The sequence below is a fragment of the Novacetimonas maltaceti genome (assembly GCF_002906255.1).
Classification (GTDB): domain Bacteria; phylum Pseudomonadota; class Alphaproteobacteria; order Acetobacterales; family Acetobacteraceae; genus Novacetimonas; species Novacetimonas maltaceti.
The window spans coordinates 21342-43668 of the sequence record NZ_POTC01000011.1 but is presented as its reverse complement, the minus strand read 5'-3'; the positions used below and the strand labels follow the sequence as shown (position 1 = coordinate 43668).

The following is a 22327-nucleotide window of genomic DNA, read 5'->3' as shown; positions in this document are numbered from 1 at the left end:
CCCTGTCTCCTCCCCCGCGTGGGCCGTTTCCGCATCCGTGCGGCGACCCCTCGTTATTGTTGTGCCGTGCGGTCACGACCACCCGGCAAGGTTGGATTATTGCCCGGCGGCCGCCTTGTCCAGAAGCCAGATGAGTTCGCCCTCGGTCGTGATGTGGCTGGCCGGTTCGGCAGGGTCGCCCGCACGCACCTTTGCAAAGGCTTCCTTCTTCGCTGCCCCTGCCAGCATGAACACCACATGGCGGCTGGAATGGATGGCGGGATAGGTCAGGGTCAGGCGGGTATGCGGCGCATCGTCGGGCACGCAGGTGGACACCCACAATTTGCGTTCCTGCAGCACCGGCTGGCGCGGGAACAGCGAGGCGGTATGGCCATTGTCCCCCAGCCCGAGCATCACGACATCGAACAGCGGACGCCCCGGCTGCAGCGTATCCGAACCATAGACCTTCTGCAGTTCGGCCTGGTACTGCGCCGCCGCCGCCGCCGGGTCGCCGGAGGTGGGCATGCGGTGGATGTTGCCGATGGGCACCGGCACATGCTCCAGCATCTCGGTCTCGACCATGTTGTAGTTGCTGGCCGGGTCATCGGCGGGAACGAAGCGTTCGTCCCCGAAGAAGAACTGCGTGTTCGCCCACGGGAAGCGTCCGGCATATTCCTCCGACGCCAGGATCTGGTACAGCCGCTTTGGCGTCGATCCCCCCGACAGGGCGAGGACGAACGGACCATCCTTCTTCGCGAGCGCCTGCTGCGTCAGCCATTTTGCCATGTACTGGGCAATCGCTTCCCCATCGGCAAGGACGATCATCTCGCCCGTCTTGACGTCATGTCCGGCCATCAGTGCGCATCCCCCAGCACGTATTTCTCGATCCCGTTGGCAAACCCTTCCTCCTCGCACGAGGTGGAGACATAGGTCGCCTGTTTCTGCACTTCGGGGCTGGCCTGCCCCATCGCGATCGACATCCCGCTCTTGCGGAACATCAGCACGTCGTTGGGCTGGTCGCCCAGCGTGACCATCTGCGCCGCCGGCACGCCAAGCAGCCGCTCCAGCGTCATGACCACGCCGCCCTTGTTGGCGTCGCGGTTGGTGACATCGACATAGTACGGCTGCGACAGGGCGGCGGACGCGGTATCGCCCAGCGCCTGCTGCAGGTCATGTTCCAGGCGCTTCATCAGGTCGAGGTCGTCGCTGACGCCGGTGATCTTGACCACCTGGTCCAGTTCCTCGCCAATCACGCCGACCTTTGGCGGGAATTTCACCGTCCACTGTTCACGCGCGACATGCGGCGCCTTGATGTCGGAGACGATCCAGTCATTGCCGTTATAGACCCACGGGTCGGCCTTGTGGTCGCGGATGATGCCGATCACCCTGCGCGCGACATCGGCCGTCAGGGTCCGCGCCTCGATCACGGAGAAATCCGGCCGCACCATCATGCCACCGTTGAAGCCCGCGATCGGCTGGTCGATCTTCAGCGGCTTGATCAGCATCTCCATCCCCTTGGGCGGCCGCCCGCTGGTGATGGCGAACAGGATGCCGCGCTCACGCAGGCGTTCGACCGCGCGGATCGCGCGCGGGGTCAGGATCTTGTCCTTCGTGACCAGTGTCCCGTCCACATCGGCCAGCACCAGGCGTATTTTCTGGTCCCCCGCCGGTGTCGCCTGTGTTCCCACTGGTTGCATAACCTTCTCCTTCTGCGTCATCTGACATCAGGCCCGGGGCAGGACGAAACGTTCCATCGCCCGCGCCCAGCCATCATGCGTGTTGGCGTCCGTCACGAAATGGGCGTGTTTCTGCACGTCCGCCGGGGCATTGCCCATCGCGATGGCCACACCGGCGACATCCAGCATCGGGATATCATTGTTCATGTCCCCGATGCAGGCCACTTCGTGAATATCAATCCCCATCAGAGCGGCCAGCTCCCGCGCGGCATGGCCCTTGTTCGCCAGAGGGTGCGTGACATCGACCAGCCATTCGGAGGAGCGGTGGACATTCGCCCGCCCGGCAAGCTGCACGCCCAGTTCACGCTCCACCGTGCGCAGTTGCGCCGCATCGGTGGAAACGCCCATGATCTTGCCCACGCCTTCGTAATGGCGCGACAGGTCGGGGGCGACGACGGGCACGGTCTTCACCACCGCCGCCTCATGGCGGACCTGCGGCGTGCTGGCGTCGCGCACCAGCCATTCGTAATCGATGAACAGCCACGGATCGACATCGCGCGACAGCAGTTCCTCCACCGCCTCACGCGTGGTTTCAGGCGTGAGCGAATGGCGCGACATGATCTTGCCGTCGGGCGTGCAGATCAGCCCGCCATTCAGCGCCGCGATCGGGCGGTCAATGCCCAGCGGACCAAGGAACGGCTGCATCCCCACGGGGCCACGGCTGCTGACAAGGCACAGCGCGATGCCCGCCTCGCGCAGGGCGCGCGCCGCGGCCAGCACGTCCGGTGTCACCCTCTTGTCCTGTGGCACGAGGGTGCCGTCGATGTCCGAGACCACAAGGCGTATCCTGTCGGACGGCGGGCGTTTTGCTGTCATGCGTATGTCATCCTGTGTGTCCTGGCCCGATCCTGAGCCAGTGCCTGTGGTCGCGGGCCAGCAGGTCGTCGGCGGCCTTCGGCCCCTCCGACCCGGCGGGGTAGAAATGCAGGAAACCCGGATCGCGTTCCCATTCCAGCACGGGCTGGACCACCCGCCATCCGGCCTCGATATTGTCGGCGCGCTGGAACAGCGTCGCATCCCCGATCATGCAGTCATAGATCAGGGTCTCATAGCCCGTGCTCGGCCCTTCGCGGAACCATTCGGAATAGTCGAACTTCATCCGCACACCGCCCAGATGCACCGTGGGACCGGGGATTTTCGCGGAAAACTGCATCGTCACCCCTTCGGTGGGCTGGATATGCAGCATCATGATGTTCGGCGTCAGCTTCTCCACCGGCGTATCGCGGAACAGGGCATAGGGCGCGGACTTGAAATGGATGGCGATTTCCGTCTTGCGCGCCGCCAGCCGCTTGCCCGTGCGGACATAGAACGGCACCCCGGCCCAGCGCCAGTTATCAATCCGCAGCTTCATCGCGACATAGGTTTCGGTGCGGGAGTTCGGGTTGACCCCCGGCTCCTCACGGTACCCGACGACGGGTTCGCCCCTGATGCTGCCCGCGCCGTACTGCGCGCGCACCACGTCCTCGCGCCCGACGGTGTGAATGGCCTTGAGCACCTTGGTCTTCTCGTCACGCACGGCGTCGGCATCGAAGGATGTCGGGGCCTCCATCGCCGTCATCGCCAGAAGCTGCATGACATGGTTGGGCACCATGTCGCGCACGGCCCCCGTGCCTTCATAGAACTTGGCGCGCTGCTCCACGCCCACGGTTTCAGCGGCCGTGATCTGGACATGGTCGATATTGTCACGGTTCCACAGCGGTTCGAAGAACCCGTTGGAAAACCGCAGCGCAAGGATGTTCTGCACCGTTTCCTTGCCCAGATAATGGTCGATGCGGTAGATCTGGCGCTCCCGCAGGCTCTTGAGCAGGCGCGCATTCAGCGCCACGGCGGAGGCAAGGTCGCTGCCGAAGGGCTTTTCGATGATGACCCGGCGGAACATGCCGTCGGTTTCGTGGGCAAGGCCGCTATGGCCAAGCCGGTCGACGATCGCGCCAAAGAAACGCGCCGCCACCGCAAGGTAGAAGATGCAGTTCTCCTCCCCCACTTCCTTTGCGATCTGGGCGTAGGTCGCCTCGTCCTCGAACGAGCCACGGATGTAGCGGATGCGCGTGCGCATCCATTCCCACACATCCTCACGCAGGGCGACGGCCTCGGTCGCGCGGCTGGTGACGAAGTTCTTCAGCGCGTCGTGGAAATTCTGCTGCAACTGGCCGGTGGACATGTCGGTCCAGTCAACGGCCACGATGGAGAAATGATCGTCCAGCAACCCGGCACAGGCCAGGTTGTAGATCGCGGGGACCAGCAGGCGGCGTGTCAGGTCGCCGCCGCCGCCGAATATGACAAATGTGCCGGGGGGACTGCGACGCGGGGCGTTTTCATGCCCCACGTCGCCAATCTGCGATGATGCCGATGCGACAATGTTTTCCATCAGGCTGCTCCATGAACCGTTTCCATCCAGTAGAAACCCGGCCGCCAGCCTGCGGTCTTTTTGTTGCCGTCTCGATCATGGCAGCCGGGCGTGCGCTCAGACGCGAGGCGTCAGTTGTTCGTCCCTTCGATGTGGCCACCAAAGCCGAAGCGCATGGCCGAGAGCATCTTCTCGGCATAGTTGTTGCCCGTGCGGGAACGGAAGCGCGTGAACAGCGACGCCGTGATGACCGGCACCGGCACCGCTTCCTCGATCGCGGCCTCGATGGTCCAGCGTCCCTCGCCCGAATCCGCGACGTCGCCCTTGTAGTTCGACAGGTCGGGGTTGTTCGCCAGCGCCTGCGCCGACAGGTCGAGCAGCCACGACGACACGACGCTGCCGCGACGCCAGACCTCGGCGATGTCGGGCATGTTCAGTTCGAACCGCTGGTCTTCGGGCAGGGCGGTGGAGTTCTTCGACTTCATGACGTCGAAGCCCTCGGCGAAGGCCTGCATGATGCCGTATTCGATGCCGTTATGGACCATCTTGACGAAATGGCCCGACCCGGCCGGGCCGCAATGCAGGTAGCCAAGCTCCGCGCGCGGGTCCATGCCCGGCTTGTCACGGCCCGGCGTGCGCGGCACGTCGCCCAGGCCCGGCGCCAGCGCGCGCAGGATCGGGTCAATATGGTCGGTGGCGTCCTTCGTGCCGCCGTACATCATGCAGTAGCCGCGCTCCAGCCCCCACACGCCGCCCGACGTGCCGACATCGACGTAATGGATGCCCTTCTTCGCCAGTTCGGCGGCACGGCGGATATCGTCCTTGTAGAACGAGTTGCCGCCATCGATCAGGATGTCATTGTTGCCCAGAAGGCCGCCAAGTTCCCTGACCGCCTCTTCCGTGACCTCACCGGCGGGCAGCATCAGCCAGATGATCTTGCGATCCGCCGTCAGCTTTCCCACCATGTCCTTCAGGCCGGTGGCGGGCTTCGTCTTCCCGGCCTCGGCACGTGCGCCGACCTTGGACACCACCTCCGGGTCACGATCGAAAAGGACCACGTCATGGCCATGACGCGTCAGGCGGACGGAGATGTTTCCCCCCATCTTGCCCAGGCCGACGATACCGATTTGCATGATAACTCATACTCCTGCTGTAAAATCCTGCCGCGCCCCGCCCGCAGGCATGTGCGGTGGGGGCCACGGCGCGGACATCCGCCCCACCACCGATAGCATCGGCGGCGGGGCGGCGCGTTGCGGTGGATCAGACCGCCGCCTTGATGATCTGCCCCAGCTTTTCGAGGCCGGCCTTCAGGTCGCCATGGATGTGCACCCGCACCGCACGGCGGCCACGTTCGCCCAGCACCTCCAGGTCGCCACGAGCCTGCGCTTCCTTGACGATGCCGAAGGTGTATTTCTCCCCCGGGACCGGCAGGGTGATCGCATCATCCGCCGTGATCTGCACGAACACGCCCGTGTCGGGACCGCCCTTGTAGGCCTGGCCGGTGGAATGCTGGAACCGCGGGCCGAATTCCGCCGCCGTCGCCAGCTTCAGCGCGTCACGGATCGCAAGGCGCACGCCCTGGATCCATTCGCGCGTCGCCGTGTCACGCTCGATATAGGCGAGGAGCGCCACATAATCCCCGGCCTTCGCACGGGCGAAATGCGCCTTGAGGATGGCTTCGGCCGTCCTGGCGTCCTTCAGCGCCGCCGCATTCTTCGGGTCGGCATAGAACGCGAACGTCGCATCCTTGAAGAAAGGCTCGTAGGGCGGCAGCCTGCCGGTTTCGTTATAGGCGGTGGTGATCTTCTTGGTCTCGATCTTCGAGGCCTCGACATCGGGCTGGTCAAAGGCGTTGATGCCGATGATCGACCCGGCCACGGCGGTCGCGAATTCCCAGCGGAAGAATTCCTCGACGATCTGGCGCCTGTCATGCAGTTCGATGGTCACGACCGGCTCGCCCGCCGCAATCAGCGCCTTGAACGCCGCGTCCTGCTTCTCGCACGGCTTCTCCGCAAGGCGCAGATAAACGAACAGCCGATCCTTGCCATAGACCGAGGCCGGGCCCGCCGTCTCGTCATCGATGGGGATCAGGCCGCGGCCGTTCTTGCCGGTGGATTCCGCCAGAAGCTGCTCCAGCCACGCACCCATGTCATAGATCGCGGGAGAGGCGAGGATCGTCACCTTGTCACGACCGAACGACTTTGCCGCGACACCCAGCACGGTGCCCAGCAGGGCGCCGGGATTCTGTGCCGGGGGCACGGACGCGGCGCAGGATTTTTCACCCCGCAGCGCGGATTCCAGCAGAAGGCGCAGCGGCAGGCCGGCGGCGGCGGCAGGCACCATGCCGAAATCGGACAGCACGGAATACCGCCCGCCGATCTGCTTTTCACCGTAGAAGATCTTCCAGAACCCGTCGGCCTTCGCCACGGCTTCCATGTGCGATCCGGGATCGGTCACGGCGATGAAGTGCGAACCGACCTTGTCACCCAGCACCTTCTTCGCCTCGTCGAAGAAGTAGGCCTTCAGGATGTTCGGCTCCAGCGTGCCGCCCGACTTGGACGAGACGATGAACAGCGTCTTTGCGATGTCGATCTTTTTCTCGAACGCCTTGACCTGCTGCGGGTCGGTGCTGTCGAGGATGTAGAGGTGCGGGAAGCCCTCATGCTTGCCGAACGTCTCCGACAGGACTTCGGGGCCAAGGCTCGACCCGCCCATGCCCAGCAGCAGCACGTCGCGGAAGCCGCGCGCCTTCACCTCGGCCTGGAATTCCTCGAACTTCGACAGGGCCAGGATCTGGTCGTCAACGATCGACAGCCATTTCAGCCAGTTCGCCTCGTCCTTGCCGGTCCACAGCGTGGCGTCCTTCGCCCACAGGCGGCGCACCTTGCCACCCTTGCGCCAGTCCTCAAGCTCCGCCTTGACGGCGGCGTCGAGGTCTGCAGGCAGGTGCAGCGTGGTCGTGGTGACCTTTTTCCCCACGAAGGCCGCCTGCTTCGCCGCAACCGAGCCGAGCAGTTCGTCGAACGCATCCTCGAACGACTTCACGCCCTCGTCGACCAGCACGGTGGTCACGCCATCAAGGTCGAGACCAAGGCGCTTTGCATCGGCGAGGACCTGCTCCGCGCCCTTGACGTCCTCGGTCAGGGTCGGGGCCACCTTGCCATGGTCACGGAAGGCGTCGAACGTCTTGGGCGGGATGGTGTTGACCGTATCCTCGCCAATCAGGGAATCGACATACAGCACGTCGCTGAAGGACTTGTCCTTCGTGCCCGTGCTGGCCCACAGCAGGCGCTGGGGCATGGCGCCCGCGGCGGCAAGCTTCTGCCAGCGCGCGCTTTTCACCACGCCCTGCCAGTACTGGTAGGCCATCTTGGCATTGGCGATGGCGACCTTGCCGCGCAGCGCCTTCAGCGCGGCGGCGTCCTTGTCACCCGCGGCGACGCGACGGTCGATCTCGCCATCGATCTTCACGTCGATGCGGCTGACGAAGAAGGAAGCGACGCTGGCGATGCCAGCCACGCTCTTGCCCTGCGCCAGGCGATCCTCAAGCCCCACGATATAGGCCTCGAGCACCTTCTTGTAGGCGTCGTTGGAGAACAGCAGCGTGACGTTGACGTTGATCCCTTCGGCAATGGCGGTGCGCACGGCGGGCGCGCCCTCCTGCGTGCCGGGGATCTTGATCATCAGGTTGGCGGCATCGACCGCCTTCCACAGGCGACGGGCCTCGACGATGGTGGCCTGCGTGTCGCGCGCAAGATAGGGGGAGACCTCAAGGCTGACATAGCCGTCAACGCCCTTCGTCTGCTCATAGACGGGATACAGCACCTTTGCCGCGTCACGGATGTCCGTGATCGCCAGCATTTCATACAGGGTCCCGGCATCGACGATCTGGTGTTCGAGGATGGAGCGGATCTGCGGGTCGTAATCCGTGCCCTGCCCCATCGCCTTCTGGAAGATGGCGGGGTTGGAGGTCACGCCCTTCAGCCCGTCCCCATCCACCAGCTTCTTCAGGCTGCCATCAGCCGTATAGGAACGCTGGATGAAGTCCAGCCACGGCGACTGCCCGTATTTCGCGAGCTGCTTCAGCGGGTTGGCCGCGCCGCCCTTACCTGTTTCGTGCACACTCATTTCTGTGCATTCCCTTCTCTTGGGCGGGCGGGTGCGCGCATCCTGCGGCGCGGCCCCTTCCGCCCTGGTCCTGACAAAAACGGAAAAACAGGGCCTTTCGGCCCTGTTCCGCTATGGATGACGGTCTATGACGCCTTGCGGGCAAGCTGCTTGCGCGCCTCCGCCACGACGGCGTCCACGGTGAAGCCGAACTTGACCTCCAGCTGCTCCGCCGGGGCGGAAGCACCGAACGTGTGCATGACGATGGTCGCACCATCGAGCCCGACATACCGGTCCCAGCCCAGCTGCGCCGCCTGCTCCACCGCCACGCGGGCGGTGACATCACGGGGCAGCACGCTGTCGCGGTAGGATTGGGGCTGGGCCTCGAACAGGTCCCACGACGGCATCGACACGACGCGCGCCTTCACGCCTTCGGCCTTGAGCTGCTCGTACGCCTTCACCACCAGACCGACCTCGCTGCCTGTCGCCATAAGGATGACATCGGGTTTGCCATCGGCATCCGCAAGGACATAGGCCCCTTTTGCCAGCCCCGACGCAGGCGCATAGGTCTTGCGGCAGATGGTCGGCAGGTTCTGGCGGCTCAGCACCAGCACGCTTGGGCGATCCGTCAGCGGGATCAGCGTGCGCCACGCCTCGGCCACCTCGTTCGCGTCCGACGGACGGATCAGGGTGACGCCCGGCGTCGCGCGCAGCTGCGCCAGCTGCTCGATCGGCTGGTGGGTGGGCCCGTCCTCGCCCACGCCGATGGAATCGTGAGTGAAGATATACAGCACCGGCAGCTTCATCAGCGCCGACAGGCGGATTGGCGGCTTCATGTAGTCGGAGAAGATCAGGAAGCCCGAGCAGTAGGGCCGCAGCCCCGCAAGCGCCAGGCCGTTGCAGATCGAGCCCATGACATGTTCACGCACGCCGAAATGCAGGTTGCGCCCGCCATAGGTCGCCCCCCACTGCGGCGGCTGGAAGTCGCCCGCGCCCTCGAACGTCATGTGCGTCTTGGTGGACGGCGACAGGTCGGCCGAACCGCCGATCATCCACGGGTAGTTGGCCGCCACCTGGTTGAGCACCTTGGCCGAGCTTGCGCGCGAGGCGATGCCCTTGGCGTCGGCGGGGAAGGTCGCGATGTCCTTGTCCCAGCCCTCGGGCAGCCTGCCTGCGAAGATGCTGTCGAGCTGCGCGGCGAGTTCCGGGTATTCCTTGCGATAGGCGGCGAACAGTTCGCCCCACGCCTTGCTGGCTGCCGCGCCACGCGTCGCGATGCCCGCCTGAAAATGCTCCGGCACGCCATCGGGGACATAGAAGCTCTTGTCCTCCGGCCAGCCGTAGAATTTCTTGGTCTCGCGGATTTCCTCGACACCCAGCGGCGATCCGTGCGCATCCGCCGTGCCCGCCTTGTGCGGCGAACCCCAGCCGATGATCGAATGCACGATGATCAGCGTCGGGCGCGACGTCTCGGCCTTCGCTTCTTCGAGCAGGCGCCTGAAATCACCCGTGTCATTCGCGTCGCGCAGTTCGAGAACATGCCAGCCATAGGCCTCGAAGCGCTTGTGCACGTTCTCGGTGAAGGTGATGTGGGTGTCACCCTCGATGGAAATGCGGTTGCTGTCGTAGATCCACGTCAGGTTGCCCAGCTTGAGGTGGCCGGCAACGGAGGCCGCCTCGCTCGAGACGCCTTCCATGTTGTCGCCATCACCGCAGAACGTATAGACGTGATAGTCGAACAGCTTGAATTCCGGCTTGTTGAAACGCGCGGCGAGCCATTTTTCCGCCATCGCCATGCCCACGGAATTGCCACACCCCTGCCCGAGCGGGCCGGTCGTGGTCTCCACGCCTGCGGTATGGTGGTATTCGGGATGGCCCGGCGTGCGGGAATCGAGCTGGCGGAACTGCTCGATGTCCTTGACCGTCAGCGACGGCGCATCGACCACCTTCCCATCCCTGACGTCACGCACCCCGGCCAGGTAGATCAGCGAATACAGCAGCATCGACGCATGGCCGATCGACAGCACGAAGCGGTCGCGGTTGGGCCACAGCGGATTGGCGGGGTCATAGTTCAGGACATCGCGCCACAGCGTATAGGCCGGGGGCGCAAGCGCCATGGCCGTGCCGGGATGGCCGGAATTGGCCTTCTGCACCGCGTCCATGGACAATGTGCGGATCGTGTTGATGCACAACGTATCGATGTTGGCCGGCATGCTGCCGCCTCCTTCTGGCGCCCTTGCGGGACAGGGAAACAATGAATGCATAAAACCGCTCTCCTTCATCATGACTGCCCCGATCCGCAACACGCCCGACATGCCGGGACGGCAGGAAATCCGCCTCTCTTCCCGTCACTCCGGCAAGATGCACATCACGTGACAGACGCCGACGCCCCACGCCGCCCCGACGCGGGGCGGGATGTGGGTTGCGATACGCCGGGGCCTGTCCGAAACGGTTGATGGGGCAACCGTTTTACGCACAATCTCACGACCACCATATGGGAACAAGCCACCTCATCCGGCGCGACAGCCTGCCTATTGAAGGCCCGAACCGCGCGTGATGCCAGCCTTGGCGAATCACGACTGCTCGACCCCATGATACGCCGCCGTAACGGACCCGGCAGGCACGGGCCTGCTTTCCCATGCCTGTTTCGTGCGCCATCGGCGCGGCCATGAAAATGACATGACCCCATGTCAGACACATCCGCGACGATATACGCCACAGCGACGCCCGGCCCCCGTCTTGCGGAGGGGCACGGCATTGCGTAATCATCGCATGGCGGTGCCGCGCACGCATCCCGACCGGCCCGCCGTGACGCGCACGCCGCGGGCGGGCCAATGCGTCGCGGCATATGCGCCCGGGGCCGTCGCGCCGCCCCATCCGTCTTATTCCCGCAACCCGCACGCGAGGCAGGCCCATGACCCAGACAATCGCCAGCGGCGACCCCGCCGCCACCGCACCCGAGCAGACCTTTACGGACACGCAGATCGCGGACCTGTACCTGTCCGCCGCGCGGGATGGGGAAACGGACCTGGTCAGGGAGTTCCTGCGCGCGGGAATCGACCCCGACATCCGCAATGACAAGGGCTACACCGCCCTGATCCTGGCGGGTTACAACGGCCATGCCGACACGGTGCGCGCGCTGCTGGAAGGCGGGGCCAACCCGGACCTGCAGGACCAGAAGGGGGCGACCGCGCTGGCGGGCGTGGCGTTCAAGGGCGACCTGCCCAGCGCGCGCACCCTGATCGCGCACGGGGCGAAGATCGACATCCCCAACGGGGTCGGTCGCACGCCGCTGATCTTTGCCGTCATGTTCAACCGTGACCCGATGGTGGCCCTGCTGCTGGAACATGGGGCGGACCCCGACCTGCGCGATGGCGAAGGCGTCAGCGCACGCATCCTGGCGACCCGGCAGGACAATGCCGAACTTCTGGCGCTGATGGGGCGCAAGCCCCCGCAGGCATAGGCCCCAAGCCCCACCCACCCGCCACCTGATCCATCCGCACCCCACGCCCTGCGTCGGCATGCGCCATGCGTGCCGGCGTTCTTCGCATTCCAGTGGAACCCAAATGCAATGAGCCGTTTCTGGAGCCCCGTCGTCCACACCCTGACCCCCTATGTCCCGGGGGAGCAGCCGCGGATGACCAACCTGATCAAGCTCAACACCAACGAATCCCCCTATGGCCCCTCGCCCAAGGCGCTTGCGGCCATCCGGGCGGCGACGGACGACACGCTGCGCCTGTATCCCGACCCGTCGGCGCTGGCGCTGCGCCAGGCGATCGGGCGCGCCCACGACGTCCCTGCAGGGCATGTGTTCGTTGGCAACGGGTCGGACGAGGTCCTGGCCCATACGTTCCAGGCGCTGCTGAAGCATGAAGGGCCGCTGCTGTTCCCCGACATCTCCTACAGCTTCTATCCCGTCTATTGCGGGCTGTACGGCATTACGGCGCAGATGGTGCCGCTTGATGCGGACATGCGCGTCAATGTCGCGGACTACATGCGTCCGTGCGGTGGCGTGATCGTGCCCAACCCGAACGCACCCACCGGCATGGCGCTGTCCCTTGCGGATATAGAGGCGCTGCTGACCCATCATCGCGACCAGGTTGTCGTCGTGGACGAGGCCTATGTCGATTTCGGGGGCGAGACCGCGATTCCCCTGACCGCGCGCCATGACAACCTGCTGGTGGTGCGCACCCTGTCCAAATCCAGCGCGCTGGCGGGATTGCGGGTGGGATATGCCGTGGGGCATCCCGACCTGATCGAGGCGCTGACCCGAGTGAAGGACAGCTTCAACTCCTACCCGCTCGACCGACTGGCGCAGGCAGGTGCGATTGCCGCGATCGAGGATCGGGAATGGCTTGCCAACATACGTGAACGGATCATAAGATCACGCGACAGGCTGACAGACAGCCTGGGAAAGATGGGGTTCGAGGTCCTTCCCTCATGCGCGAATTTCGTGTTCGCGCACCATCCTGGCCATGACGCACTGAACCTTGCCCGGGCCCTGCGGGAACGGGCGATCATCGTGCGGCATTTCAGGACACCCCGAATCGCCCAATGGCTCCGTATCACCATCGGGACCGAAGCCGAATGTCAGGCGCTGTGCGACGCACTGGCTGACATCATGGCCACGCCCCGCGCCTGAGCGCGTACGCGCCTTCCGGCTGACACGGATCATCCGATCGCCGTCATGCCCCATGCAGGGAACCTCCCTTCATGGGTGTGGGGGCGTGCGTGTCCTTTCCTGCCTACCCTGAACAGACGTCTTGTTTTCCATTCGAATGGATTATCATCATGCGTGCATTCCACGGACAGATGTCCGACAACCAGCCCATCCGCCGTTCGCTGGCGGAAAAGCAGAAGCAGCTGCGCGACCTGCGTGAAACCCTTGCGAACATGAAATCGCATACCGCCCCCGCCCTGCGTGAAAGCGTGCAGAAGCGCATCCGCCAGCTGGAAGCCGAACTGGCTGCGGCACCGGCGATGAAAACGCCTGCGGCCAAGGGACGCGAGGCCACGGCGGCAGGAAATCGCCCTGCCCCCTCGCGCCCGGCGCGTCGCCGTCCCGAACGGGCCTGACGCAACCAGGCGCGCGCCTGTAAGGCATCATGGATAAAAAGGACGCGGACCTGCCGATGCGGGTCCGCGTTTTTTTGCGTCGATCACGCCACCGGGCCGATGGATATCCCGCCCTGAAAGACCATCCCTTACGGCAGCCCTGACATGGGGGGCATCCGGCACGGCAACCCCGACTGTCGTGCTGCATCGCCACGCATGACGGGAGGACGGGAGGACGGGAGGACGGGAGGACGGGGCATGGATGGCTTTCCCCGCCTTTTGCAACATCACGCCGCCGCGCGTCAGTACAGTCCGCGCGCCTGCCCACCACGGCACCGGGCGCAGGCGCCTTTGCGACGGGACCGCCCGATGCCGGTTTTTATCCGTTAGTGCGCACCACCGTCAGGATATACGAACGGCTTCCCGTCCTCCGTTGCCAACGGGAACTCGGGATCCTTGTTCCCGACATCAAAAGGAATGCCCTTGATGGTGGTCAGCGAGTCCAAAGCCCGCTTCATCCCGTCCAGAAGGATGACATAAAACTTATTTTCCGGCCCGATCGATATGAGAACCATCGAGCAGGTTGTCATGAGGTTCATGATTTCCGCATTTGTTTCATCATTTGTCGGGTAAAGGGCATATTTATCATTCTCAGTTCCGATAAGAAAATCCTTTGAAAGATTTTTCTTTTCCTTCCCGCATGCAAACAAAACAAAGTTTGGCTTCAGATCGGTAGAAATCACGGTTTTCAGATGGTTTTTCTGGTCAAAGGTTATGGCTGTAAAATTTTTGGAAATAATATCCATGTTCCCGTCCGGATGCGCGGCCCCTATTACAGCCTGCATTCCTATGGAGCCAAATTTATAAGTATTCCCAGGAACCGTTGAATACAAAATTGATATATTATTTATGGTTCCCACATAATTTTCCCCTTCCGCCTTTGCTGACAACGGAATTACGGACAGAAAAAGAGAAAAAACACCGCATAAAGTCTTAATATTCATAATAAATCCACATAACATTCAATCACGGAAGGAGTAATTCTGTATTTTCAGAAAATTCCCTTGGTTGAATATCACCATATCATGAAAAAAATAAAATCGGGCTGTCAGGACATAATTTGTCAATAACGACAATTATTTCACATGCCGATATGGAAATCAGGAACTGTTCGGCCACAATAGCTACGCGATGGGCCAACACGTCCCCCACTGCAGGGAAAGAAAGGCACGCGTAAACCGTTTCGGGATTGTGGCAGGTCGCACAATGCAAATGGAACCGTTGCAGATCGGACAGGGTCTTCCCTGTGCTTCGCAACGGACTGCACGCCCCGCAACCCTATGCGCAGGGCGTCAGGGGGACGCCCCCTGACAGATAACCGCCCAGCCCAAACGGGAGGCGGCACGGCCGCGTCACGATGTAAAGGCGGCCTCCCCCACGGTTTCATGCCGTGGGAGGGATGGTCAGACCGGACCGGGACTTCCCCGTGCAACGGCACGGGGAAGGTTGGGCCGATCAGTGTTCGGCGGCAGCCAGTTCCTCGGCGATGTCGCCACGGGCGGCGGCCTCGTCCATGTAACGACGCGCTTCGGGGGAGATCGTCAGCGTGATCGTCAGCAGGGCCGACACCAGATACAGGCCGGAGAAGATCCAGATGATCCCCTCGATCCCGTGCCACGATTCAAACCACGTCACGACGGCCGGACCGACCCAGGTGCTCGCCCCCGCGCCAAGGCCCAGCGCGGACAGCGCCGCCGCCTTTTCCTTGGGGCAGATCTGCGGCATCAGGCCCGACAGCGGCACGAAGGCGGCAACGGTCGCGCCATACAGCGCGCCCATGGCGGCCGCGATCGCGAAATTGCCGGGGAACATCAGCGGCACATAGTAGAACAGCAGGACCGTGATCGCGGCGCCGACACCGCCGCCAATGGCGACGACCGAACGATGGCCAAGACGGTCGGCCATCATGCCCGACACCAGGTTCACAAGGATGTTTGCTAGGAAGATGATCGACAGCAGCTGCAGCCACTGCGACAGCGAAAAGCCGATGACCTTGGTGAAGAACGCCGGCATGATCACCAGGAACGCATATTCCGACGCGGTGTCGATGATGCGCACGATCATGGCGATGAACGTCTTGGGTTCACGCCACAGGATGCTGACGGAACTGAAGAAGATCGTACTCGCAGGCGTTCCCGGTTCGGCAAGGCGCTTGCTGCCGGTGGGTTCGCGCGTCATCAGCAGCGCAAGCAGGCCACCGAACAGCACCAGCACCAGCGAACTCCAGAACGTCATCATCTCGCCGATCACGGGGATGGCGAAACTCGCGAACAGGGAGCCAAGCGTCGGCAGGCCGCCGGAAAACGCGAACCAGAACCAGCCCGCCGCCGAGCCAAGCTGGTGGCGGGGCGTTGCCGCGGCGATCCACACCAGGAAGCCATACGTGAACAGCGGATAGCCGAAGCCACGCATCGTATAGGCCGCAAGCATGATGGGATAGCTGTTGGTCGCGACACCCATGGACAGGAACGCGACCTCGAACACGGCCCAGATCCCGAGGCCGATCCACATGACCCGCTTGGGGCCCCACAGGTCGGACAGCGGACCCGATACCCACGAGGAGATGGAAACCGTCACTCCATAAATCGTGAAGAGCAGCGCGGTGTCACGACCGGAAATGCCCTGCTCTTCAAGATACGGCGCAAGATAACCCGCCTCCACGCCGTCGCCGATCATGAAGAACAGCAGGCCGACAAACCCCCAGAACAGGGGGGTGGGTATGCCAAGCTTGTCGGCAATCGAAGTTCGTTGGGACAGAATGTCTGTCTGTTTCAAGGGGAGATACTCCTCTTTCACAGGCAGCCAACACTAGATTGAGGGGCTCCGCCTCATTGCGGAGCATCGATGCAGGCTGCGTCCACGATGCACCGGCATGCCGGCATGCCATCGCGGAACCTCAGGTCAGGTACGAAAAAGCGCGGTCACGCATTGGCTGCGCCGCGCGCACGGACGAAAGTAACGCCGCAACCGGAAGAAAGTGCCGCATGACGCGACTGTCCGGGACGATTTGCGGATCGTTGCCGACCGTTCTGTTATGTCGTCCACCCACGGCTGAAATATGGGTCACAATATCGGCACCAGCCAATATATGTAACAGTCAACATATCCCGTCTCACCTGTATCAGGGGCGTGAATTCGCCTTCACGCGGCAATGGATGGACCATGAATTTTTAGGATACGCAAAATCATTACGATATCGAATGATTTTACAGGGCCATATGTCTCTGCACCTCCCGATTTTATGCGACGCAATATATCGAATGGCTGATTTTATACTCAAAACAACATCAGAATGTAAGCAAATTTTCCAAATTTTGCCACGATTGTCATTTGTTGTAGGTGGCGCAAAGATTTTTTTGACACACATTGAGATATCGGCGCCTCTTTTCCCCGTCCTGCCATGCTGTCATAATCCGTGCCCTACCCTTCCTGCGTGCCGACAGGCCGCGCGTCATGGCAAAGGCCAGGTTTCCCGGTATCGCCGTCGGCGTCCGGGGCATAAGGTCATGGAACGTTTCACAGTGAGTCTTTTCGCACGCCGCCTTTTCTTCACGCTTCCGGCCCTTGTGGCGCTGCCCGCGTATGTCTGCACCCCCGCACAGGCACAGAGCCTTGCGACACAGAAGGTACAGCGCGCGATGGATGTGCTGCATTTCAAGCCGGACGTCGCAAGCCAGCCCTGCCTGGACAAGCTCCAGGAACTCCACAAGGTCCAGGCCGTGATCGAGAAGGCCAGCGAAGGCAACCGCGACCCTGACCTGTCGCTTGCCCACGATGTCATGGAATCCGATTACGAGGACGCGACCGAAAGCTGCGTCCCTGATGCGGCCAAGCTGTGCAGTGGCAAACAGTTCCAGTCCGACACGCATTTCCGCCAGGCGTGCGAGAGCCTTGATGCGGTCATGTCCATTGATGGCTCCACCGAAGGCGAAGAAATGGCGACACCCCCCGAAGGGTCCTCGCCCTCCGACGGCAGCGGCGGCTGACCCCGGCCCCATGGGGTTCAGGGCCTGCACGTAAATTCCGGAAGTTCCCGGCGAAGCTTTTTTCAGGAAGCGTCAAAAAAGAATGCCGCCTTCCCCAGACCGGAAGGCGGCATCACTGAACCCCTGTCAGGGCCATCCTGCCAGACGGCCGGTCAGGACAGCGCCTCCAGCAGGTGCAGTCCTTCGGCATTGCCAAGGACGGCGGCCTTTTCGCGTGGGCTCAACGCCTTGCGTGCCGCCTGAAGGTCAGGCACCTCCCGCAGCTTGACCAGTCCGACCAGCAGGTTGGCGTCGATCGGGTCGCCCCTGTGCCGCGGCGGCGGCAGCATGGCGCAATGCAGCGCCAGCAGCGCGGGGTGCGCACGCAGCACCGCCAGCGCATCGCCAATCGGGCGTCCCGCCATGTCACGCAGGTTGCGCACCGCGCGCGCCAGCACGTCGGGGGGCGATGTCTCCTCCGGGATCAGCAGCAGGCCCGCGCGGCGCAAATCCTGCCCGGCGGCACGGCTGCCGGTCAGGATCGCCATCGGGATGGCCAGCACCAGCCCCAGCAGGACCGGCAGCATCCAGAGGAACAGCGACAGCGAGACCACCCACGCCGCAACCCCCAGCGCGACCCCGAACAGGGTGTAGCCCAGATACAGCCGCACGTTCTGCATCGCGGACACGCCGCCATCGTCGCGGCGTTGCGCGTTCCATCCCGAATCGCGTCCCATCAGGATCGACAGCACGCCCATCGTCTGGATCAGCATGGCCACCGGCGCGACAAGGCCGCCAAGCACCGTCTCCACAAGGATCGACACGGCCGCGCGGAACGCCCCCCCGCACCCGCGCCGCAGCCGCCCGTCAAACAGCAGCGCGACATAGGCCAGCATCTTTGGCGCCAGCAGGATCCCCATCGTGGCAAGGAACATGAAACGCGCCTGCACCGGATCGACATGCGGCCAGTGGGGATAGAGCAGTTTGGTGTCGCCGAAATATTCCGGTCGTGAAAACCTGCTCTGCAAGGACACGAGGATACCGGCAAGCAGGAACACCAGCCACAGCGGGGACGTCACATACGACCCGATCCCCATCAGCATGTGCAGGCGGCTGATCCAGTGCAGCCCCGTGGCGGAGACCACCTTGGCGTGCTGCAGGTTGCCCTGGCACCAGCGCCGGTCACGGATCGCGATATCCGTCAGCGATGGCGGGCTTTCCTCGTACGATCCCATCAGGGCGGGCACCATGTGGATTGCCCATCCCCCGCGCCGCATCAGCGCGGCCTCCACGAAATCGTGGCTCATGATCGCACCGCCAAAGGGCTTGCGTCCCGGCAGGTGGGGCAACGCCGCCTGTTCGGCAAAGGCACGGGTGCGGATGACCGCGTTATGGCCCCAGTAATTGCCCTCCGACCCATGCCACCAGGCGATGCCGTGCGCGATCAGCGGGCCATAGACCCGCCCGGCGAACTGCTGCATGCGGGCAAACAGGGTCGTGCCATTGACGATCACCGGCAGGGACTGGATCAGGCCGACACCGGGATTGGCCTCCATCGCCGCGGTCAGGCGCACGATGGTGTCGCCCGACATGACGCTGTCGGCATCAAGGGTGATCATCTGCTGGTACGCCGCACCAAAACGGCGGACCCATTCGGCGATATTGCCGGCCTTGCGGTCGATATTCTGCGCGCGACGCCGGTAATAGACACGCAGACGCCCCTCCGTCGCGCGGCACAGCGCCATATAGGCTTCCTCTTCCGCCACCCACACATCGGGGTCCGTCGTGTCCGACAGGACGAACAGGTCGAACGCACCGGCCTGTCCCGTGGCGACAAGGCTGTCGCAGATCGCGCGCAGGCCCGCCATCACACGGCCGGGGTCCTCGTTATAGGTGGGCATAAGCAGCGCCGTGCGCGCCACCAACCGGGGCAGCGGCCCGTCGGGCCGGATGCCAAGGCCAAGCCCCCCGCCCCGCGACATGAGCGAGAAGAACCCCGCCAGCGCGGACGTGAACGCCAGCGCGATCCACAGGAACAGCACCACGAACAGCGCCAGCATGACGACACCGGCGATGGAGACGCTGATGGCGTTGAACACGAGGTTCATTTCATACGTGGCCCATCCCGTCAGCACCAGCGCACTGCCAAGGACGAGCACACGGCGCAGCACGATGCCCGACCACTGCGTGACCGGCGCACCCGCGCGGCCCCCCGGCGGCAGGTGCGACAGGGAATGGACCGGCATCTCCAGCGGCGCGGGCGGCGGCAGCGTCCCCCCGGCCCCGGGTGACACGCCGGGCGTCACGGCGTCCATCGGTAAACCCATTCCTCCGAAACCGTTCCCTGGTCATTCGCCAGCGAACAGTCGAGTTCGGCGATCTTCGCATCCTTGGGATCGAATTCGAACGTGGCGCGCCAGCCGTGGATGTCTGGGTTCGCCTCGACCACGACATTGCGGATCTCGCCCGCCGACGTACGGGTCTGGAGATGGAATTTCGCATCCCGGGGAAGGTTCACGAACGGCTCACCCGTGAAATCTATGTCAAAGAAGCGGGTATGCGACCCGTCCGTCGACGCCCCGACGCGCGTTGCGGCAATGCGGGCCAGATGCGTCGGCCATGGCGTGTCCCACCCCCAGTACATCCGGTAGGTGAAGGCATATTCATGCCCCGCCGCCAGCGCATCGCGCGGACGCCAGAAGGAGACGATGTTGTCGTTGACCTCGTTCGGGGTCGGGATTTCCACCAGGTCCACGCTGCCCGCGCCCCAGTCACCAATCGGTTCGATCCACAGGGAGGGGCGTTTTTCGTAATTGAGGGCCAGGTCCTCGAAATCCTCAAACGCGCGCTTGCGCTGCATCAGGCCGAAGCCGTGCGGACGCACGTCGGCAAAGGCCGAGAACTGGAGGTCCTGCGGGTTGCGCAGCGGACGCCACAACTGCTGCCCGCCCCCGGTCCACATCGACAGCGCCTCGCTGTCATGGGCGGCGGGGCGCCAGTCATCGACATGGTTGCGGTCGTTGGCATCGAAATAGAACATGCCCGTCAGGGGCGCGATGCCCGACTGCGCGATCTCCTTGCGCGGGTAGAGGTAGGTCTGCACGTCAAAGACCGTCGTCTCCCCCGGGCGGATGGTGAACCGGAACGCCCCCGTCAGCGACGGACTGTCAAGCAGCGCATGCAGCACCACGCTATCCACGCCGGAACGTGGCTTTTCCAGCCAGTAGGCGCGGAACAGTGCGAACTCCTCCCCTTTCGGGTCGCCCGTGCCATCGGCGAAGCCGCGCGCCGACAGGCCATAGGTCTGACCCTTGGCCACCGCGCGGAAATAGGATGCGCCAAGGAAGACGCAGAATTCCTCCATCACGCCGGGCGTGTTGATGGGCGCGCGGATCCGCAGTCCCGAAAAGCCGATATTGTCATCCACCCGCAACGCCGGATTGCCATAGGTGAACAGGTCCGCCGAATAGGGAACGGGCGCGGCCTTGCCGTCGATCACCTCGTACATCTCGATCCGGGGGCGATAGAGATAGCCACGGGGGAAGAATTCCACCTCGAACCCCAGGTTCTCCCCATGCCACAGGGCCTGTTCGGGCCGGTAGGCGATGGAGGTGAACTGATCGAAATTCATGTCCCGCAGGGCTGTGGGCAGCGTTTCCTCAGGCGGGCGGTAGGCCTGTTGCGACAGGCGGTGCGCAAGCTGCCTGACGGTCGTATCGTCAAAAACGCCCGCTTCCGGCCCATCCGCCGCACGCGCGCCACGAAAGGCATCGAGCCCGCCCAGAAGGGAGAAAACCGACAGGCCTGCCCCGGCCTTTACAATATCACGTCGCAACACTGAAATCATTCCCCGATCATTATCATTATCGACCCGCCGCAAAGCCGTTGCAGTGGATCTCTTTATCAATCGAATCCGCGCCATTTCCGTGCGATGGCAGTCCAGTCACCCTGTTCCCTATGTCTGTGGTCCCTATGGCCGTGCCATGGCATTTTCACGGCACTTCGCACATGCCCGACAGTTCGGCCAGTGGCCCGTCGGCCGCATGGCGCGACAGTTTTTCTATTTCGCGGTAAAGTTTCAGGACCCTGTGCCCATCATCCGACAGGCCCGCCCCGCCGCCGCCGCCCGGGCGCGCGGCGACAAGCGGGTGCACGAAAACCGAGTTCATCGATTCCACCAGCAGCCATGCCCGGCGATAGGACATGCCCATCGCCCGTGCGGCGGCAGAGATGGAGCCCGTTTCCTCGATCTGTTCCAGAAGGCGGATCTTCCCATGCCCGAGCAGGGGTTTGCCATTGGCATCAATACGTAATGTAAGACGCAGATCCGTCATTCTGTCAGGTGCTCCTGCACTTGGGATAAAAGGGTGGGCGTCGGGCCACGAATAACCGGTATATGACCATCTCGTCCAATAATGCCCCGGAAATGTTTTATTATATTTCCCGTCTATATGCACAATGGTGAAAATGACAGCACAATGGCGCCCCCTGTACCATGCCGACCTGCCGGATGTACAGGTACTCGCAGCGCAAATCCATCCCGCCTACCCCGAGGACATGGCCGTTTTCGCTGAACGCCTTGCCCTGTGCCCGGCGGGATGCCATGGGTTGGATGGGGGCAAAAAGACGCTGGCGGGATACCTGCTGAGCCATCCGTGGCACCTGCGCCATCCGCCGCGCCTGAACATGCTGCTGCACGCGCTGCCGCCCGATCCCGACTGCTGGTATGTCCATGACATCGCCATTGCCCCGGCCCTGCGCGGACAGGGGGCGGCAACCCGCGCGCTTGCCCTGCTCGAACGTGCCGCGCGACGGGCGGGACTGCGCCGCATCGCGCTGATGGCGACACAACAGGCCGTGGGGTTCTGGCGGCGGCAGGGTTTTACGCCCGTACCCGCCGCCATGGAGGCCGCCGCGTCCTATGGCGACGGGGCCATGCCCATGTCGCGCGCCGTCCCGGACATGGGGTCGTGAAAAATTCGTCCGCAACAGCGCACGCGTATGTCCGGACAAGTTTCCGGATGCCGGCTTTTTCCAAAAAGGCGGCATCTTTCGAAGCTTCTTGGCAAAAGCCGCAC

Annotated in this window: 18 protein-coding genes; 6 read left to right on the top strand and 12 right to left on the bottom strand. The window is 63.5% G+C overall.

Annotated elements, in window-relative coordinates:
* Positions 1–96: 96 nt before the first annotated feature.
* The 7 genes from pgl to tkt form a co-directional block, all read right to left on the bottom strand.
* Entirely contained in the window at positions 97–834 is a 738-nt protein-coding gene (gene pgl / locus KMAL_RS06055; protein WP_110094851.1) for a 6-phosphogluconolactonase, read from the bottom strand.
* A complete protein-coding gene (locus KMAL_RS06050) occupies positions 834–1676 on the bottom strand; it encodes a Cof-type HAD-IIB family hydrolase (protein ID WP_110094897.1) in 843 nt (280 codons plus the stop codon). The genes pgl and KMAL_RS06050 overlap by 1 nt, the downstream gene beginning before the upstream one ends.
* Before the next feature lie 27 nt (positions 1677–1703).
* Positions 1704–2531, bottom strand: a complete 828-nt coding sequence (locus tag KMAL_RS06045; protein ID WP_110094850.1) for a Cof-type HAD-IIB family hydrolase — start codon at positions 2529–2531, stop codon at positions 1704–1706.
* 7 nt (positions 2532–2538) lie between these two features.
* Entirely contained in the window at positions 2539–4083 is a 1545-nt protein-coding gene (gene zwf / locus KMAL_RS06040; RefSeq protein WP_110094849.1) for a glucose-6-phosphate dehydrogenase, read from the bottom strand.
* Between the two features lie 110 nt (positions 4084–4193).
* On the bottom strand, positions 4194–5195 hold the full coding sequence (gene gnd / locus KMAL_RS06035) for a phosphogluconate dehydrogenase (NAD(+)-dependent, decarboxylating) (protein ID WP_110094848.1): 1002 nt from the start codon (positions 5193–5195) through the stop codon (positions 4194–4196).
* Between the two features lie 127 nt (positions 5196–5322).
* Complete coding sequence (locus KMAL_RS06030) at positions 5323–8190, bottom strand: bifunctional transaldolase/phosoglucose isomerase (protein WP_110094847.1); 2868 nt, start codon at positions 8188–8190, stop codon at positions 5323–5325.
* A 125-nt stretch (positions 8191–8315) separates the two neighbouring features.
* Positions 8316–10382 carry a transketolase gene (tkt, locus tag KMAL_RS06025; RefSeq protein ID WP_180999751.1) on the bottom strand — a complete coding sequence of 689 codons (2067 nt, stop codon included), beginning with the start codon at positions 10380–10382 and terminating at the stop codon, positions 8316–8318.
* Here tkt and KMAL_RS17200 point away from each other — a divergent pair.
* From KMAL_RS17200 to KMAL_RS06010, 4 genes are all read left to right on the top strand, one after another.
* Positions 10381–10545, top strand: coding sequence for a hypothetical protein (locus KMAL_RS17200; protein WP_180999750.1), 165 nt, complete (start codon positions 10381–10383; stop codon positions 10543–10545). The genes tkt and KMAL_RS17200 overlap by 2 nt on opposite strands.
* Positions 10546–11083: 538 nt before the next feature.
* On the top strand, positions 11084–11632 hold the full coding sequence (locus KMAL_RS06020) for an ankyrin repeat domain-containing protein (protein ID WP_110094845.1): 549 nt from the start codon (positions 11084–11086) through the stop codon (positions 11630–11632).
* 108 nt (positions 11633–11740) lie between these two features.
* Positions 11741–12811 (top strand): histidinol-phosphate transaminase, encoded by a 1071-nt coding sequence (gene hisC, locus KMAL_RS06015; protein ID WP_110094844.1) that lies wholly within the window; start codon positions 11741–11743, stop codon positions 12809–12811.
* 149 nt (positions 12812–12960) lie between these two features.
* A complete protein-coding gene (locus tag KMAL_RS06010) occupies positions 12961–13245 on the top strand; it encodes a hypothetical protein (RefSeq protein ID WP_239019974.1) in 285 nt (94 codons plus the stop codon).
* A 365-nt stretch (positions 13246–13610) separates the two neighbouring features.
* On the opposite strand, the gene KMAL_RS06005 is transcribed toward KMAL_RS06010, so the two are convergent.
* Together KMAL_RS06005 and KMAL_RS06000 are read right to left on the bottom strand one after the other, a co-directional pair.
* Positions 13611–14228: a hypothetical protein gene (locus KMAL_RS06005; RefSeq protein ID WP_146044164.1), complete on the bottom strand. Its 618-nt coding sequence runs from the start codon at positions 14226–14228 to the stop codon at positions 13611–13613.
* Between the two features lie 511 nt (positions 14229–14739).
* Positions 14740–16059 (bottom strand): MFS transporter, encoded by a 1320-nt coding sequence (locus tag KMAL_RS06000; protein ID WP_110094842.1) that lies wholly within the window; start codon positions 16057–16059, stop codon positions 14740–14742.
* 746 nt (positions 16060–16805) lie between these two features.
* Between KMAL_RS06000 and KMAL_RS05995 the strand changes: the two genes are divergently transcribed.
* Complete coding sequence (locus tag KMAL_RS05995) at positions 16806–17270, top strand: hypothetical protein (protein WP_239019973.1); 465 nt, start codon at positions 16806–16808, stop codon at positions 17268–17270.
* Positions 17271–17422: 152 nt separating this feature from the next.
* On the opposite strand, the gene mdoH is transcribed toward KMAL_RS05995, so the two are convergent.
* From mdoH to KMAL_RS05980, 3 genes are all read right to left on the bottom strand, one after another.
* Positions 17423–19564, bottom strand: a complete 2142-nt coding sequence (gene mdoH, locus KMAL_RS05990; RefSeq protein WP_110094840.1) for a glucans biosynthesis glucosyltransferase MdoH — start codon at positions 19562–19564, stop codon at positions 17423–17425.
* Entirely contained in the window at positions 19552–21096 is a 1545-nt protein-coding gene (locus tag KMAL_RS05985) for a glucan biosynthesis protein (RefSeq protein ID WP_180999749.1), read from the bottom strand. Before KMAL_RS05985 ends, mdoH begins: the two co-directional genes overlap by 13 nt.
* Positions 21097–21241: 145 nt before the next feature.
* Positions 21242–21583, bottom strand: a complete 342-nt coding sequence (locus KMAL_RS05980) for a winged helix-turn-helix domain-containing protein (RefSeq protein ID WP_110094839.1) — start codon at positions 21581–21583, stop codon at positions 21242–21244.
* Between the two features lie 133 nt (positions 21584–21716).
* Here KMAL_RS05980 and KMAL_RS05975 point away from each other — a divergent pair, with 133 nt between their 5' ends.
* A complete protein-coding gene (locus tag KMAL_RS05975) occupies positions 21717–22223 on the top strand; it encodes a GNAT family N-acetyltransferase (RefSeq protein WP_110094894.1) in 507 nt (168 codons plus the stop codon).
* Positions 22224–22327: the final 104 nt, after the last annotated feature.

Coding starts and splice junctions, on each gene's coding strand:
- hisC (WP_110094844.1), top strand. CDS start 11,741: ATGAGCCGTTTCTGGAGCCCCGTCGTCCACACCCTGACCCCCTATGTC.
- KMAL_RS17200 (WP_180999750.1), top strand. CDS start 10,381: ATGCTGCCGCCTCCTTCTGGCGCCCTTGCGGGACAGGGAAACAATGAA.
- mdoH (WP_110094840.1), bottom strand. CDS start 19,564: ATGGACGCCGTGACGCCCGGCGTGTCACCCGGGGCCGGGGGGACGCTG.
- KMAL_RS06050 (WP_110094897.1), bottom strand. CDS start 1,676: ATGCAACCAGTGGGAACACAGGCGACACCGGCGGGGGACCAGAAAATA.
- KMAL_RS06030 (WP_110094847.1), bottom strand. CDS start 8,190: ATGAGTGTGCACGAAACAGGTAAGGGCGGCGCGGCCAACCCGCTGAAG.
- zwf (WP_110094849.1), bottom strand. CDS start 4,083: ATGGAAAACATTGTCGCATCGGCATCATCGCAGATTGGCGACGTGGGG.
- KMAL_RS05985 (WP_180999749.1), bottom strand. CDS start 21,096: ATGATTTCAGTGTTGCGACGTGATATTGTAAAGGCCGGGGCAGGCCTG.
- KMAL_RS05975 (WP_110094894.1), top strand. CDS start 21,717: ATGACAGCACAATGGCGCCCCCTGTACCATGCCGACCTGCCGGATGTA.
- KMAL_RS06005 (WP_146044164.1), bottom strand. CDS start 14,228: ATGAATATTAAGACTTTATGCGGTGTTTTTTCTCTTTTTCTGTCCGTA.
- pgl (WP_110094851.1), bottom strand. CDS start 834: ATGGCCGGACATGACGTCAAGACGGGCGAGATGATCGTCCTTGCCGAT.
- KMAL_RS06010 (WP_239019974.1), top strand. CDS start 12,961: ATGCGTGCATTCCACGGACAGATGTCCGACAACCAGCCCATCCGCCGT.
- KMAL_RS06020 (WP_110094845.1), top strand. CDS start 11,084: ATGACCCAGACAATCGCCAGCGGCGACCCCGCCGCCACCGCACCCGAG.
- KMAL_RS05980 (WP_110094839.1), bottom strand. CDS start 21,583: ATGACGGATCTGCGTCTTACATTACGTATTGATGCCAATGGCAAACCC.
- tkt (WP_180999751.1), bottom strand. CDS start 10,382: ATGCCGGCCAACATCGATACGTTGTGCATCAACACGATCCGCACATTG.
- KMAL_RS06045 (WP_110094850.1), bottom strand. CDS start 2,531: ATGACAGCAAAACGCCCGCCGTCCGACAGGATACGCCTTGTGGTCTCG.
- gnd (WP_110094848.1), bottom strand. CDS start 5,195: ATGCAAATCGGTATCGTCGGCCTGGGCAAGATGGGGGGAAACATCTCC.